The sequence below is a fragment of the Amycolatopsis sp. FDAARGOS 1241 genome, from assembly GCF_016889705.1.
Lineage (GTDB): Bacteria > Actinomycetota > Actinomycetes > Mycobacteriales > Pseudonocardiaceae > Amycolatopsis.
In genome coordinates this window covers 5,355,070-5,368,237 of the sequence record NZ_CP069526.1, presented here as the reverse complement: position 1 = coordinate 5,368,237, position 13,168 = coordinate 5,355,070, and the positions used below count along the sequence as shown (strand labels likewise).

16 protein-coding genes are annotated in these 13,168 nt (G+C 69.3%); 9 read left to right on the top strand and 7 right to left on the bottom strand.

Translation table 11 applies throughout. The features are described 5' to 3' along the window. The first annotated feature begins 27 nt into the window (after window positions 1-27). Window positions 28-1,035: a polyprenyl synthetase family protein gene (locus I6J71_RS26375; RefSeq protein ID WP_204089311.1), complete on the top strand. Its 1,008-nt coding sequence runs from the start codon at window positions 28-30 to the stop codon at window positions 1,033-1,035. A gap of 38 nt (window positions 1,036-1,073) precedes the next feature. Further along, on the top strand, window positions 1,074-1,940 hold the full coding sequence (locus I6J71_RS26370; RefSeq protein WP_204089310.1) for a cyclopropane-fatty-acyl-phospholipid synthase family protein: 867 nt from the start codon (window positions 1,074-1,076) through the stop codon (window positions 1,938-1,940). Window positions 1,941-1,988: 48 nt separating this feature from the next. Here I6J71_RS26370 and I6J71_RS26365 read toward each other — a convergent pair whose 3' ends face one another. Further along, entirely contained in the window at window positions 1,989-2,228 is a 240-nt protein-coding gene (locus tag I6J71_RS26365; protein ID WP_204089309.1) for a hypothetical protein, read from the bottom strand. Between the two features lie 286 nt (window positions 2,229-2,514). On the opposite strand from I6J71_RS26365, the gene I6J71_RS26360 reads away from it, so the two are divergent. Further along, a complete protein-coding gene (locus I6J71_RS26360; protein ID WP_204089308.1) occupies window positions 2,515-2,775 on the top strand; it encodes a hypothetical protein in 261 nt (86 codons plus the stop codon). Window positions 2,776-3,262: 487 nt separating this feature from the next. Here the strand turns inward: I6J71_RS26360 and I6J71_RS26355 are convergent, their stop codons facing one another. Next, window positions 3,263-4,204 carry an SDR family NAD(P)-dependent oxidoreductase gene (locus I6J71_RS26355; RefSeq protein ID WP_204089307.1) on the bottom strand — a complete coding sequence of 314 codons (942 nt, stop codon included), beginning with the start codon at window positions 4,202-4,204 and terminating at the stop codon, window positions 3,263-3,265. A gap of 63 nt (window positions 4,205-4,267) precedes the next feature. Between I6J71_RS26355 and I6J71_RS26350 the strand changes: the two genes are divergently transcribed. Beyond that, window positions 4,268-4,816: a TetR/AcrR family transcriptional regulator gene (locus tag I6J71_RS26350; protein ID WP_204089306.1), complete on the top strand. Its 549-nt coding sequence runs from the start codon at window positions 4,268-4,270 to the stop codon at window positions 4,814-4,816. A 295-nt stretch (window positions 4,817-5,111) separates the two neighbouring features. Here I6J71_RS26350 and I6J71_RS26345 read toward each other — a convergent pair whose 3' ends face one another. From I6J71_RS26345 to I6J71_RS51110, 3 genes are all read right to left on the bottom strand, one after another. Then, window positions 5,112-5,306 carry a hypothetical protein gene (locus I6J71_RS26345; RefSeq protein ID WP_204089305.1) on the bottom strand — a complete coding sequence of 65 codons (195 nt, stop codon included), beginning with the start codon at window positions 5,304-5,306 and terminating at the stop codon, window positions 5,112-5,114. Between the two features lie 143 nt (window positions 5,307-5,449). Further along, window positions 5,450-5,839 (bottom strand): hypothetical protein, encoded by a 390-nt coding sequence (locus tag I6J71_RS26340; RefSeq protein WP_204089304.1) that lies wholly within the window; start codon window positions 5,837-5,839, stop codon window positions 5,450-5,452. Window positions 5,840-5,934: 95 nt separating this feature from the next. Beyond that, window positions 5,935-6,882 (bottom strand): hypothetical protein, encoded by a 948-nt coding sequence (locus tag I6J71_RS51110; protein ID WP_204089303.1) that lies wholly within the window; start codon window positions 6,880-6,882, stop codon window positions 5,935-5,937. Window positions 6,883-7,480: 598 nt separating this feature from the next. Between I6J71_RS51110 and I6J71_RS26330 the strand changes: the two genes are divergently transcribed. Further along, window positions 7,481-8,368 carry a serine protease gene (locus tag I6J71_RS26330; RefSeq protein ID WP_204089302.1) on the top strand — a complete coding sequence of 296 codons (888 nt, stop codon included), beginning with the start codon at window positions 7,481-7,483 and terminating at the stop codon, window positions 8,366-8,368. Window positions 8,369-8,680: 312 nt separating this feature from the next. On the opposite strand, the gene I6J71_RS26325 is transcribed toward I6J71_RS26330, so the two are convergent. Next, entirely contained in the window at window positions 8,681-9,397 is a 717-nt protein-coding gene (locus tag I6J71_RS26325) for an alpha/beta fold hydrolase (protein WP_204089301.1), read from the bottom strand. 118 nt (window positions 9,398-9,515) lie between these two features. Here I6J71_RS26325 and I6J71_RS26320 point away from each other — a divergent pair, with 118 nt between their 5' ends. From I6J71_RS26320 to I6J71_RS26305, 4 genes are all read left to right on the top strand, one after another. Continuing rightward, window positions 9,516-9,875, top strand: a complete 360-nt coding sequence (locus tag I6J71_RS26320; protein ID WP_204089300.1) for a helix-turn-helix domain-containing protein — start codon at window positions 9,516-9,518, stop codon at window positions 9,873-9,875. Window positions 9,876-9,904: 29 nt separating this feature from the next. Then, on the top strand, window positions 9,905-10,111 hold the full coding sequence (locus I6J71_RS26315; protein ID WP_204089299.1) for an alpha/beta hydrolase fold domain-containing protein: 207 nt from the start codon (window positions 9,905-9,907) through the stop codon (window positions 10,109-10,111). A gap of 6 nt (window positions 10,112-10,117) precedes the next feature. Then, the gene (locus I6J71_RS26310; RefSeq protein WP_204089298.1) at window positions 10,118-10,585 is read left to right on the top strand and encodes a hypothetical protein; all 468 of its coding nucleotides are present in this window, start codon (window positions 10,118-10,120) and stop codon (window positions 10,583-10,585) included. A gap of 794 nt (window positions 10,586-11,379) precedes the next feature. Continuing rightward, a complete protein-coding gene (locus I6J71_RS26305) occupies window positions 11,380-11,835 on the top strand; it encodes a hypothetical protein (RefSeq protein ID WP_204089297.1) in 456 nt (151 codons plus the stop codon). On the opposite strand, the gene I6J71_RS26300 is transcribed toward I6J71_RS26305, so the two are convergent. Then, window positions 11,795-13,123, bottom strand: a complete 1,329-nt coding sequence (locus I6J71_RS26300; RefSeq protein WP_204097257.1) for a carboxylesterase/lipase family protein — start codon at window positions 13,121-13,123, stop codon at window positions 11,795-11,797. The two genes, I6J71_RS26305 and I6J71_RS26300, sit on opposite strands and share 41 nt — an antisense overlap. Window positions 13,124-13,168 lie beyond the last annotated feature (45 nt).

The window sequence follows — 13,168 nt, the reverse complement described above, 5'->3', positions numbered from 1 at the left end:
ACGACATCGTGGCCAAGGAGGACCACCATGAGTACATCCGCTGTACCGGTCGCATCAGGGCTGCCGCCCTCGCTGGAGAGCGCCCGCTCGATCGTCTGGCCACTGCTTGAAGAGCGGGTTCGCGCGCTGCAGCCGGATTTGGCCCAGGTCTGCCTCTACCACCTCGGCCTCACCGACGGCGGAGGCGGGACGAGCAAGCTGGTGCGGGCCGGCCTCATGATGGCGGCCGCAGCCGGCCTGGACCTGCCGCCACGGGAAGTGGGCACCGAGGCCACCGCCGTCGAGCTGCTGCACAACTCGACCCTCCTCCACGACGACATCATCGACGACGACCGGACGCGCCGCGGGCAGCCGTCCGCGTGGTCGGCGTTCGGCGTGCCGCTGGCAGTGCTGGCCGGCGACGCGATGCAGGCCGCCGGCTTACGGATGGCGCTCGACAGCGGGGACCGGCAGGCGCGCCTGGCCGCCGACGCGATCAGCCTGGTCCTCGCCGGACAAACCGACGAGCTGATGCTCAGCGAAGACCCCGCCGCGAGCGTCGCGCAGTTCGAGCAGGTCGCCACCCGGAAAACGAGCGCCCTGCTCGAATGCTGCCTCACCGCACCCGCACTCCGGGCCGACGCGACCGATGCCGCGCTCGCGGCGCTACGCAGCGCGGGGCACCACCTCGGCATCGCCTGGCAGGCCGCCAACGACCTCGAGGACATCTGGGGAGACCCCGCCGTCACCGGCAAACCGGCCCGCGGTGATCTCAAACGCCGCAACCTGACCCTGCCCGTCCTGACCACCCTGGCCGCCGACGGGCCCGCGGGCACCCGGCTGCGCCAGCTGTGGCGCAGCGCCGACACCACCGCGACGCACCTGGACGAGATGGCCGGCCTCATCGAACAAATCGGGGGTCGTCAAGCGGCCCAAGACCTGTCGCGCCACCACCTGGACCAGGCGCTCAACTACGTCAGCCACGCCGGGCTGACTGCAGCCGGCACGGACGAGCTGCGCACCTTGTTCCACCTCATCGTCCATCGCACGACCTGACCCCGCCACACCGCAGACGGAGAAAAGGAGCGACAGCCATGACCATCCAAGAGAGCACGGCACGCCCGGTGGTGCGCACCGCCTACGAGCGGGAGTTGCAGGCCGACTGGGACAACAAAACCCACGATCCGATCAACCTACTGCTCGGTGAGGAGGACGGCCTCTACCATCACCACTTCGCCGTCGGCGGGTTCGACAAATCGGTGCTCGAGCTGCCCGAACCCGACCGGGAGGCGGCCATCCTCGCCGAGATGCACCGGATGGAGTCCGACCAGGTCGAGCTCGTGCTGCGGGGGCTGGCACCGTTGTCACCCCAGGCCCGGGTGATGGACGGCGGGTCCGGGCGCGGCGGCACGTCCTACCTGATCAACCGGCGCTTCGGCAGCTCGGTGGTCGGGGTCAACTTCTGTGCCCACCACATCGAATTCGCCGAACGCCTCGGCCGCGAACGCGGCTGGGACAAAGACGTCTCGTTCCTCTTCGGCAACATGACCGACACCGGCATGCCGGCCGGATCGTTCGACGCTGTCGTCACCAACGAGACCACGATGTACATCGACCTGGACGAAGGATTCGCCGAGTTCGCCCGGCTGCTGCGCCCCGGCGGCCGCTACGTCTGCGTCACCTGGTGCGCCAACGACGCCGTGTCAACCGGCAGCAAGGCCGTGGACTTCATCGACCGCCACTACGTCTGCCACATCCACCGCCGCAGCAGCTACTTCCGCGCGTTGGCCGCCAACAACCTGGTGCCCTCCACTGTCTGGGACCTCACCGAACAAGCCATCCCCTACTGGCAGCTGAGGTCACACTCCAACCACCGCACCGGCGTCGAACAGGCCTTCCTCGACGGCCACCAGTCCGGCGAACTCAACTACCTGGTCATCGTCGCCGACGCCGTCCGCTAGAGGCCCGCAAGGGAGCCGAAACTGTCGCAATGCAGCGCCACCGTGCCGCTACGGGAGAACCCTGGCCCGGGTCACGGTGTGGCGGCGGGGGCGCTGCAGCGGCCGGAACCCGGTGTGGGCGTACTCGGCCTGGACCGAAAATTCGCAGGTGCCGTACGGGTTCACGTGTTCCATCAGCGCCGGGGAGACGTGCGCGAGCAGGTCCCGGTCGATTCGGCCGCGGTGGGCGGCCAGGTGCTCGAGCGCGAGTTCCGTCGCTTTTCGTCCCTGTTCGCGGTGGCCGGCCACTGCAACGTCAGCGAGTCGAGAGCCCGCGGTAGCCCCGCTTGCCTGACGATGTCTGGGGCCACTTCGGCGAATTCACCGAAGTCGCCTCGGAAGACAATGACCTCCCCGGCATCGGTCATATCTTCCTCGAGACTCGGAACACCGCCGGGCAGCCCGGTTCCAACCTGTGTGAATGTGCCATCGTCCCACGCGCTGTGGCGCGCGCTTGGCGTAACGCTCGCTGATGTTGTGCGGCGCGTGCAGGGCGATCCGGTGGTTCCCCGAGCCGATGCCGCTACCACCCACCTTGGCCTACTTCATCCGTGAGGAGCATCCGCTCGGTGAGACGGAGGACCGGTCCGGGTTGTTCCTGGTCAATCGCCGGGTAGGTGCGGCTTTCGCCGTAGTCCCCCCAACCGAGCACGCTTTGCTTCATGGCATGGCGTTTCCGGGCAGCGACGGCGGGTTCCTGCACATCGGGGCAGCTGCGAACCTGCTGGATTTCACGGTGATTCCCGCGATCCAGGAGTTCACCATCGTCCTTGACTGGCAGTTGACCGTGCAGTGACAGTCTGAACCCGCCAGGTCCTGACCACGGAACACTGATATCGCCATGCCTGGAGAGGTGAGCAGACCCTGGCACCCCGTGAGGAGAGGCCCGTCGGCGGACTTGCGCACGGCCGTCATCGCGACTCTGGAACAAAAGGTGCCCGTGATCCGCTCGAAGCTCGCCCGCCGCTGAGCACTGCGATGCCAGGAGCGGGAACGACACCGCCTCGTCGGTGCGGTGCCGGCGACCTGACGAAGCGCCGGGCGGTGCGCCTGGCAGTAACGTCACGCGGCTTCGAGTTCCCTGGCTCGCATCAGCCAGGTGGTGAACACTTCCTCGTCGAATCGCCCGCGCTCGCGCACCGTCGTGTGCTCGGGAACGCGATCTTCTTCCTCGGGAGCGTCTTGTCCGTCTGAGACGCCCGAATGCTCGCGATCCGGCTGTTCACCGCCGGCGCGTTCGAGATGTTGCGGCGGACGACGTCGTCCCTGCCAGCTGACTGCGGTCAGCCCCGGGTCAGGTCGGCCGACACTCTCCAGAGGTGCTCCGCGGTCGCCGGGTCGAGGGCCCATGCCTTCACCCCGTGCGGGTGGTCGGCGAGTTCGGCGTCGTCCGGCACTGTGTACGCCTCCTGCGCGTCGTCGAGGTAGTGGCCGCCCGTGTGGGCGAACTGCGGTGCGACCGCTGCGACGACGCTCGTCGCTGCTCCCTGCTCCACCGTCTTGTAGGTGAAGATGCCCGCAGCTTCGGCCGCGGCGAGGGATTCCTTCTGCGCCAGGGTGAAGTTCCGCTGCAGTCCGGTCGCGACTCCCCCGGGGTTGACGGTGTTCGCGAAGATCCCGTCGGCCGCCCAGCGGCGGGTTGCTTCCACCGCGAACAGCGAGTTCGCCGTTTTCGATTGCGCGTAGGCGATTTGGGGGTCGTAAACGCGGCGCGTGAAGTGCAGGTCAGTGAAGTCGACGCCGGCGCGCATGTGCGCGGTCGAGCTGACCGAGACGATCCGCGCCTCGCCGCGATCCGCAGCGCCGCGGGCCAGCGCCGCGTGCAGGCCACTGGCCAGAGCGAAGTGGCCGAGGTGGTTCGTCGCGAACTGCAGCTCCCAGCCCTCCGCGGTGTAGGCCGGTCCGCTGGTGACGATGCCCGCGTTGTTCACCAGGAGGTGCAAGGGCCCATCCCACTCCTGCACGAACCGGCGGACGGACGCCCGGTCGGCGAGGTCGAGCCGGGCGACCCGCGAACGGGGCCCCGCGGTCGCGGCGGCAGTGTCGCGGACTGCCAGGGTCACCTCGGCTCCCGCGACGGCCAGCGCGCGAGCGGTTTCCGCGCCGATCCCGGAAGACGCCCCGGTGACGATCACGCGGACGCCGGCGAGGTCGACGCCCGCCAGCACTTCGTCCGCGGTGCTGGCAGCGGTGAACGGTGTGGTGACGAGCCTCCGCGCGGTCATGCCGCGAACTATACAGACTGAATAGAACTTGTATAGTTGGATTGAACCCCGTAGAGTCGCCGCATGGCCGTTTCCGAAGCCTCGGACGCCGCCGAGACCGGTCGCCGTGACGCAGTGCTCGAGTCGGCGCTGCTGACGTTCGCCCGGCACGGGTACCGGAAGACCTCCATGGAGGAAGTCGCGCGCACGGCCCGGATCTCCCGGCCAGGGTTGTACTTCCTGTTCGCGTCCAAACAAGACCTGTTCCGCATGGCGGTCACCCGGGCGCTCGAGCGGGACCTCGCTGCGGCCGAGGAGCTCCTCGCCGACACCGGAAAGCCGTTGCGAGAGCGGCTGATCGGCGCGTTCGACCGGTGGGCCGGCCGCTACATCGGACCGATAAGCCGCGACATCCCGGCGGTCATCGAGCAGAACCCGGACCTACTCGGGCCGCTCGCTCTCACGGCCCCGAAGCGTTTCGAAGAACTCGTCGTCGCCGCGGTGGGCGGGGAGGCGGCAGCCGGTGTCGCGCAAACCTTGATCAGCGCGTCGGTCGGGTTGAAGCACCAGGTTGAGACTCGGGAGGCGTATCTCGGCCGCATGGCCACCGCGGTCGGCCTCCTCGTCCCCTGACGGCGCGGGGGCCGGCCGCCGACCCGCCCGCGTGCGCGTGCGGCGTCCAAGCCGTTGCGGGTTTTGCGGACGATGTCGCGGCGGCGGTCCTCGGCCAGCGCCAGCGCCATGCCCAGGATGAGGTTGCGTTCGGTGTGCTCGCCGGCGGCGATGCCTTCAAGGATCTTGACCGCGATGAGGCGCCAACCGGGCTGCAGGGTCCGCCTCGGCGCCTGACCTCCAGACACCGGCACGTTGAACGAACACCCGACCAATCGATGCCGGTCAGGTGCCGCTGCCCACGAAGACGCCTCCGTTAACTGCCCGCGGCGGGTTGTGCCTGCCGCCGGACTCCTTCAGGAAGCTGGTCATAGAGCTCCTGAGCGCGCCGCGGTCGCGTGAGGAGCTCATCCACCAGGTCGTTTGCCGTCTGCAGCAGCGTTTCGAGAACGCCGGTGCCGGGATTGTCGTCCAAGATCAGCACGATGCGGGTCGACGGCTGCTCTTCCACGTGCAAGGCCTGGTTGCCGGTGACTCGTGCAACGTCGGGCAGATGCCCCAAAGAACTGCTGACCCGCGGGCGGACACGCCGGATGTAGCCGTGCAGGTTCGTCCCCGAAGGAGCAGTCGTCGTCGAGCAACTTCAGCAGCCGCTCAATCGCCGCGCGCGCAAGCGCCAGCGCCGGCTCGTGGGGAGATGGCGGCCACCTGTGCCGCCTCGGTGTAGAGCGCCTGCACTTCTGCCGGCATGGCCGGGTTGGGCGTGCTGGCCAGGCTGCGCTGCGGGTGCACCACGGCGTTCCGAAACCAGATAGACCACTGCTTGCAGCTGTAGCACTGCGCGCCGTACCAGAGATGTTTCGCCTTGAACTGGGGCCCGACGAAGACAGAGTCGGGGATCGGAGCGGGCACCGACTGCAGCGACAGCCATTCCTGGTATCCCTGCTCATCTGGCGCGCCTTCAAAGCCAAGGGCATGCCACTCTTGCCCGGTCAGGGCGCCGCAGTGAGGGCAGCTGAAGCTGGACTTGTCCTGTTCGGGCAACGATGTAGCTTCCGCGCGAGGTGATCGCCATGCCCGCACTGTAGAACGCAGGTCCGACAACGCCAGCAAAAGAAAAGGGACGGCGTGAGGCGGGTTCAGGACGACAGCACGTTGAACGCGTCCGACAACCGGTCAGGCCACTTCGCGAAGACGGTCTCCCACGCACGACGAAGCGACACATTCTCGGCCAGCACCACGTAAGGCGCGGCGCCCCAACGGGTCGCAACTACCGTGCCGACACGGTCGGGATCGCCCGGCACCGGCGCGCCACCGGGCAAGAAATCCAGGGTGTAGTTCTTGTCGCTGCCCGTCAGGTCGTCGTGCAGCCCAGCATCGAGCAGACCAGTCAGCCCCGCGGTGTCCAACAGCAGCTCGCCCAAGCCATCCGCGGGCGGCACGGGTTCGCTGTTGAGCGACGCAATGATCTTCTCCAGTGCCGCCAGTTTCGTCATCCCGCTCACGCGTCGACTTCGCTGCGCCGATGAGTCGCGCGGTAGCGCTCGAGCAGACCAGTCAGCCCCGCGGTGTCCAACAGCAGCTCGCCCATGCCATCCGCGGGCGGCACGGGTTCGCTGTTGAGCGACGCAACGATCTTCTCCAGTGCCGCCAGCGGCATCCGTGAGGCGCCGAGCCCGTCGACGAGCTCCGCGTTGCGCGCCCGCGCGGAGGGGGGTCAGGGTGCGTGCGAGCAGCGTGGCTCGCTCGTTGCCGCCGCCAGCCACGGCGTTGGCGGACTGCGGTGGTGTGGTGTACGGGAGGACGGCTCGGATTCGGGGCAAGACGGCGGGGCCGATGTTGCGCAGGTCCAGGAGCGCCTCGTCGGGACAGGCCTGGACCTCTTCGCCGTAGACGAAGCCGCTGCGCTCGAGCTGGTTGTACCCGCGGTCGCTGCCGTCGCCGGCCGCGGCGATGCGGTCGCGGAACTCGGCCAGCAGCGTGCGGGTCTCGGCCATCGGCTGCAACGTCCAGCCCACGACGTCACCACGGCCGTAGAACTCCCGCAGGCCCTGCGCCATCTCGCTCGCCCCGATCACGTGCAGCACCCGACCAGGACCGACCCGGCACACCCGGGCCGTTCCGTGTGGGGAGTCGCTGCCGCCGGCGAGCCGCCACACGTCGATTCGCCGCAGGCGCTCCAGCGCCGTCGCGATCCTGCGTGCTTCGTCTTCCGGTGACGCCGACGGACGGGCTTGTTCGTCGTGCTCGGTCATTCGATCATCCTGGCGCACCCACTGTGCTCACCGCCGCACCCAGCCGGCCGTCGTCATCGCGGCCTACTTGGGGCCATCCTGGTCGTGAGCCGCTAGACGGTGGGCGACGCACGATGCCCGCGGACCCGTGCCCCGGGAGCGGGGGATCGTCGCGATGACGGGATCGACCGCGAGACGGGCGTGACGGGCGCGATCTACAGCCAGTCGCTGCCGTTCGTGCCGCCGCCGTTCATGAAGCTCTACGAAGACTTCGAGCGGGCGCTGTACGCCACGCTCTGAGCACGGCGCGACCCTGGCCGGGTGCCGCGACCACCCGGCCGGGTCCGCGTTCGCAGGCCCCGATCACCCGGTCGGGGTGCTCTCGGGGCGCAACCCCGACCCGGCTCGGCACGTCTCCCGAGTGATCATCTCGTCACAAGGGAGGCCGACGTTGCACAGGACCCGGACAGCACTGGCGATCACGACCGCGTGCCTGGTTACGGCGGGCGCCGCGCCCGCGGTGGCCTCGGCCGACGACAGCGTCGCGGTCGTGAACTTCACCCCGCAGGAACGCGCCGACGCCCTGGCGTACTGGACACCGCAGCGCATGAAGCAGGTCGGCCAGGACAACGACCTCGGGCCGACCGGGCCGATTTCCCAACCGTGGCAAGGAAAACCCTTGGGCACCATCGGCAGGCTCTTCTTCGTGCACGGCGACAACGGCCTGGACAGCTACTGCACCGCGACGTCGGTCCGCAGCGGGAACCACGACGTCGTGCTCACGGCCGGGCACTGTGTCTGGAAGCCCGGCGCACCCGATCTGTCGTACCCGACCATGGTGTTCGTGCCCGGCTACGACCAGGGCGACCGGCCGTTCGGGGTGTTCCCGGTGCGCACGGTGCTGACCCCGAAGGACCTGACCACCGACTCGCACCACGACGTGGCCGCCGTCGTCGTCGACCCCGTCGGCGGCAAGCACGTCAACGACGTGGCCGGCGCGCAGCCGGTGGCGTTCGACCGGCAGCCCGGACCGCGGGTCACGACGTTCGGCTACCCCGACACGCACCCGCAGCTCGGCGAGGAACTGCTGTCCTGCACGGGGAACAGCACGGTCGATCAGCGCAGCAGCACCCCCGGCGATCCGCAGCAGCTCGTGCCGTGTGATCTGGACGGCGGCTCGAGCGGCGGGCCGTGGCTCGCCGACTTCGACGCGGCCACCGGCTCGGGCACGGTCGTCTCGGTGAACAGCAGCCTCGACCCGGACCAGCCCAACACCATGGGCGGCCCGGTGCTGGGGCCCGTCGCGGAAACCGTGTACCGGCAGGCTTCGGCGAACTGACCGAGATCTTCTCGGCGAAGATCTCGTCCCCGGGGATGCCGTGGCCGGCGAGCGCGTCGAGCTGGGACTGGAGTTCCTGGGTCAGGTGCGAGCAGCGGGCGTAGCCGATGCGGATGTCCACGCTCGGCGTGTCCGGAGCGATCGGCGCGGGCGGCGGGGTTCCCGGTCGCCACGGCTGGCCCGAGCCGCCGTCGGCCGGTGTCGGCACCCGCAGTTCCTTCGCCAGTCGCGGCACCTTGGTGAACCGGCCGGTGTGGTAGGTCGTTTATGAGAACACCTCGCCGGTTCCGGTTGCCGCAGCGGGCCGGGTGGTTACTCGCCCAGAACTGACTGGGCCACCTCGAGCAGCAGCCCGGTGAGCTCGGCGGGCATGGTGATCATGCAGTCGTGGCCGGTGGGCAGTTCCCGTACCCGTTCGCCTGCTGGGACGGGGCGACGGGTGATGCCCGCCGGCCGACCCAAGAGGCAGTGGATGTGCGTGCGTGGAATCGTGCGCGCGATGGGATCGTCCAGTCGGACCGGTTCCCGCAGGCACCGCACCGGCTGGTCCGAGAGCATCGAGCGCAACCAGGCGAGGTCGTCGGGATCGGTGACTCCGAACAGGCCGAGCGGCGGCGGCTGTTCCGGCATCGGCGGTACCCGCCAGCCGTTCACTGCGAGGTCGATGAGCTGTTGGGTGATCGGCTGGACGTCGACCGCGGTGTCGCCGTCGTCGGGGACCATCGCGTCGAGGAACACCAGGTGCGCGATCCGCCTCGGGATCCGATGGGCAACTCCCGAGATAACCATCCCGGCGTAGCTGTGCCCGACGAGCACCACGTCCTCGAGACACTCGTCGTCGATCAGGCCGGCGACGTCATCGATGTGGGTGCCGAGCCCGACCTCCGGGCTGAGCAGGTGCGCCTTGTCGCCGTAACCGGTCAGCGACGGCGCGAGCGCCCGGTGCCCGGCCGACTCCAGCAGCGGCACCACCCGGTCCCAGCTTCGCCCGTTGTGCCAGGCGCCGTGTACCAGCAGAAATGTAGCCATGGTCGGGCGGTTCCTCCTCGTGCCTCGGTACCCTTTGGTAACCGAGCACATCGTGATCCCCCCGGCGCGCACCGGGCAATACGGCACTTTTCGGTGCCCCGGTTCTCAGGAGGTAACCATGCAGGCCCAGGACCCGTGTCAAGCCCGCGAGGTCCTCGGGATCGTCGGAGACAAGTGGGCGCTGCTGATCGTGCGCATGCTCAAGGACGGGCCGCGGCGCTTCACCGAGCTCAAGCGGGCCATCGACGGCATCAGCCAGCGCATGCTCACCGTGACGCTGCGCGACCTCGAACGCGACGGACTCCTGACGCGCACGGTCCGCAATGTCATGCCCCCGCACGTCAGCTACGAGCTGACCACGATGGGCCAGGCCCTGCGCGAGGCCACTGCGCCGCTGCTCGAGTGGGCCATCATGCACCTGCCACACATCGACGCCGCCCGCGCGACGTACGACAACCGCGAGACCACCGGGCCCTGACCAGCACAACCGCCCGTGCACCGGTAGTCATGATCGGTGCCCTGGACCTGTTGGTGGACGAGGCCCTGGAGTACGCCAACCGACTGCTGCGGGCCGCGGTTCCCACCGAGCTCCACGTCTACGCCGGTGCGTCCCACGGCATTGGCCTCGCTCCCGGCCGCGTCGCCGCCAGCCTGGACCAAGAGCTGAAGGCCGCGCTGACGCAGGCGTTCACCGCCCCGCTCCCCGGGAGCTGAACCGCAGTGAGGCTTCCCGACGAACTGGTGGCCGTGCTGCGCCGCCCCTACCGTGCGAGGAAGACGATCACCAGTCTGCTGAGAACGTGCGGGGGTAGCGACGTGAGCCGGATGCACGTCGGGTGCGACGCGACGGTGCTGCTCACCGTGCGGGAGTGGGAGCTGCTGGCGACGCTGCCGCACCGGGGGAACGAGGCGGAGCCGTTGCACTGGTGCGAGCTCGAGCCTGGGCACGATGGTGTGCACTTCGCCTTCGGCCAGCAGAGCGGCGACGACGCGTGGTGGCTGGTCTTCGATCCCGCCGCACCGGAGACTCCGGGGTTGTCCGCCGCGGTTGCGCAGGGCTACCTCGCCGTGCCCACCCGGCAGCCGCCGATCGCCGCCGACTCGCTGCTGGCCGACAGCGCGTTCGTGCACCTGATCGACGCCGGCCGCAATCTGCTCGTGCGCCTGAAACCCCAGCTGCAGGACTGACCCCGCCCTCGCCAGTAAGAAGGGCCGGCCCGTGAACGTCCGCATGAGTCTCAAAGCGAAGTTCTCCTCCACGCCCAGTTGCACCGGATCGAAACCCGGATCGGCAGGAATCGATTCGAGCACCTCACCGTAGGAACGGACTTCGACACGGATCATCCTTGGCACCTCCGCAACATCGTTCGGCAGCCCCCGATGTAGTACGGGCGGGGACGCCGCACTCGCTTGCCACTCCGGCCGGCCCGCGCAGCGCTGGCGCGAGTGGTGACCACCGAGCTTGCAGCTGGTCCTCGTCGCGGACGCGTACGCCCGCGACGAGAACACCCACCCGCCCGGGACTCTTCCGGGCACGTGATCCTTCCGCACCACGGCAGCGCCCCCGCTCAGGGCCCTGACGCGGGCCTCGCCGGTTTTGCGGCTGCTGGGCGGTTCCCGTCGGAGTCGTGAACCGTCTGGCTGTTGACATCGAAAGTGTTGGTGTCACATTCCGGTGAACGGCACGCGGTGTTCACCAGGGCGGATCTTTCCGAACTGGCCGCCGGCACGGTGCGATGGCGCCCGATCCCGGCGACCCGGCCGGGACCACCCTGGGAGGCCTCGCATGCGCGTCTTCGTGCGTTCGGTTACCGCGGTCTGGGCCGCTGTCGCGTTGGTCGGTGGCAGCATGATCGTCACCGGTGGTGTGGCGGAGGCCGCGACCTGTTCGCGGTCGTTCCTGCCGCTGCCCGATTCGAGCTGCACCCCGGGACGTCTACTACTCGGCGGTCACCCAGTCCACCATCCACAGCACGATCTGCGTGTCCGGCTGGACCGACACGGTGCGCCCCTCCACCTCCTACACCAACCTGCTCAAGGTCCAGGGCATCGCCGACTACGGCTACAGCGACACCAACCTCGCCGACGACGAGGAAGACCACCTCGTCCCCCTCGAACTCGGCGGCTCACCCAAGGACCCAGGCAACCTCTGGCCCGAGCCCTACTCCGGCACCCAGACCGCCCACACCAAGGACGGCACCGACACCAAGCTCAAGAACGCCGTCTGCGCCGGCACGGCTCCCCACGCCGGCGGTGACGACCGGCCTGGACGACTGACGGTCGGGCTGAACGCATCCACCAGCTCCTTCCCGGACACGATCGCCGCCAGGGTTCGCGGCGTGACTCACCGCTCTCTCGAACGCCGGACGGCGGGCCCGCGCTGCCCGTTGTGGATCCTCATTGGCGCCAGTGGCGGACGACGGGTGAGTCTGCGGTGAATCGTGGCCAGGGCGGCTCGGTGGCCGGGGTGCCGGTGCGGATGAAGCCGAGCCAGGCGGCGCGCAGGTGTCGGCCCAGTGTCTCGATGTCGTTCGGGTCCGCGCCGGCGAGCATCGGCGCGGTGGCCCAGTCGGCGTCGGTGCCGAGCAGGAAGGGCAGCTCGATGCAGTGGGCGGCCCCGAAGGGGGAAGCGGGCGGGGCGTAGTCAAAGCGGTAGGCCCAGACGCGTGCCCCGCTGTCGGTGAGGCGGGCGGCCAGACGACGGGTGGGGCGGTTGCACACGGCGTCGCTCGCGCGGCGTTCCCAGGTGTTGGCGATCGCTGGTCCCACGGCGGGGACTCGGCGCAGGCTGCGCAGCGTCGGATTCAAGGTGTAGAAGGCGCTCATCTCGCGGGCGGTGGTGCCGATGATGACGTCCAGTTTGGGCGCGCGGTTGACGAGGCAGCTGGTCCAGTCCGCCTCGTCCGGGAGTGGTCCGACTCCGGCGACGGGACAGAACGGGGAGATGATCTTCAGCCCGAACCTGCCGGCGGCCGCGCGCGCGACCACGCTCTGGGCATCGAGGATGTCGGGCACCGAAGCGGCGCGCGGGTCCTTACCGAGCCGGGTGAGGAACCGTTGGGCGGCATGCTGGGCGGTGCGGGCCCTAATGAGGTCGAAACCTGGCGCACTTTGGAGGATGGCCCGGCGGAACAGGCCCTCGGCGGCGGGCATCCCCAGGAGGCACGACACAGTGTGGCCACCGGCGGACTGGCCGGCCACCGTCACCGCGTCCGGGTCACCACCGAACGCGGCGATGTTCTCGTGCACCCACCTCAGCGCGGCGAGCTGGTCGGCAAGGCCCAGGTTGCCCTCGGAGATCCCCGGGGCACGCAGATAACCGAGCACACCCAGCCGGTAGCTGACCGAGACGACGACCACGTCGCCTTCCCGGGCCAGCCGGTGACCGCCGTACCACTTCAACGAGCCGGCGCCCGAGATCCAAGCGCCGCCGTGGAACCACACCAGCACCGGCCGGGCACGATCGTCGACACCAGGAGTGGTGATGGTCAGGTTCAGGCAGTCCTCGCCCTGTTCATGGTGCTCCGGAGCACCCATGACGGGCTCCAGCCGGGACGGGCGCTGCGGGGCGATCGGACCGTCGACGGTGGCGTCGCGCTCCCCGCGCCAGGCGGGCACCCGGCGGGGCGGGCCGAACCGCTCGCAGGTGGCATAGCGCACACCCCGGAAAACGGTCAGGCCGTCCTCGACCCGCCCGCGCAGCACGCCATCGGTGGTCTTCGCCATGGTGAGCACAGAAACCTCCTCGGATCTGCCCAACGCAAGTCAACT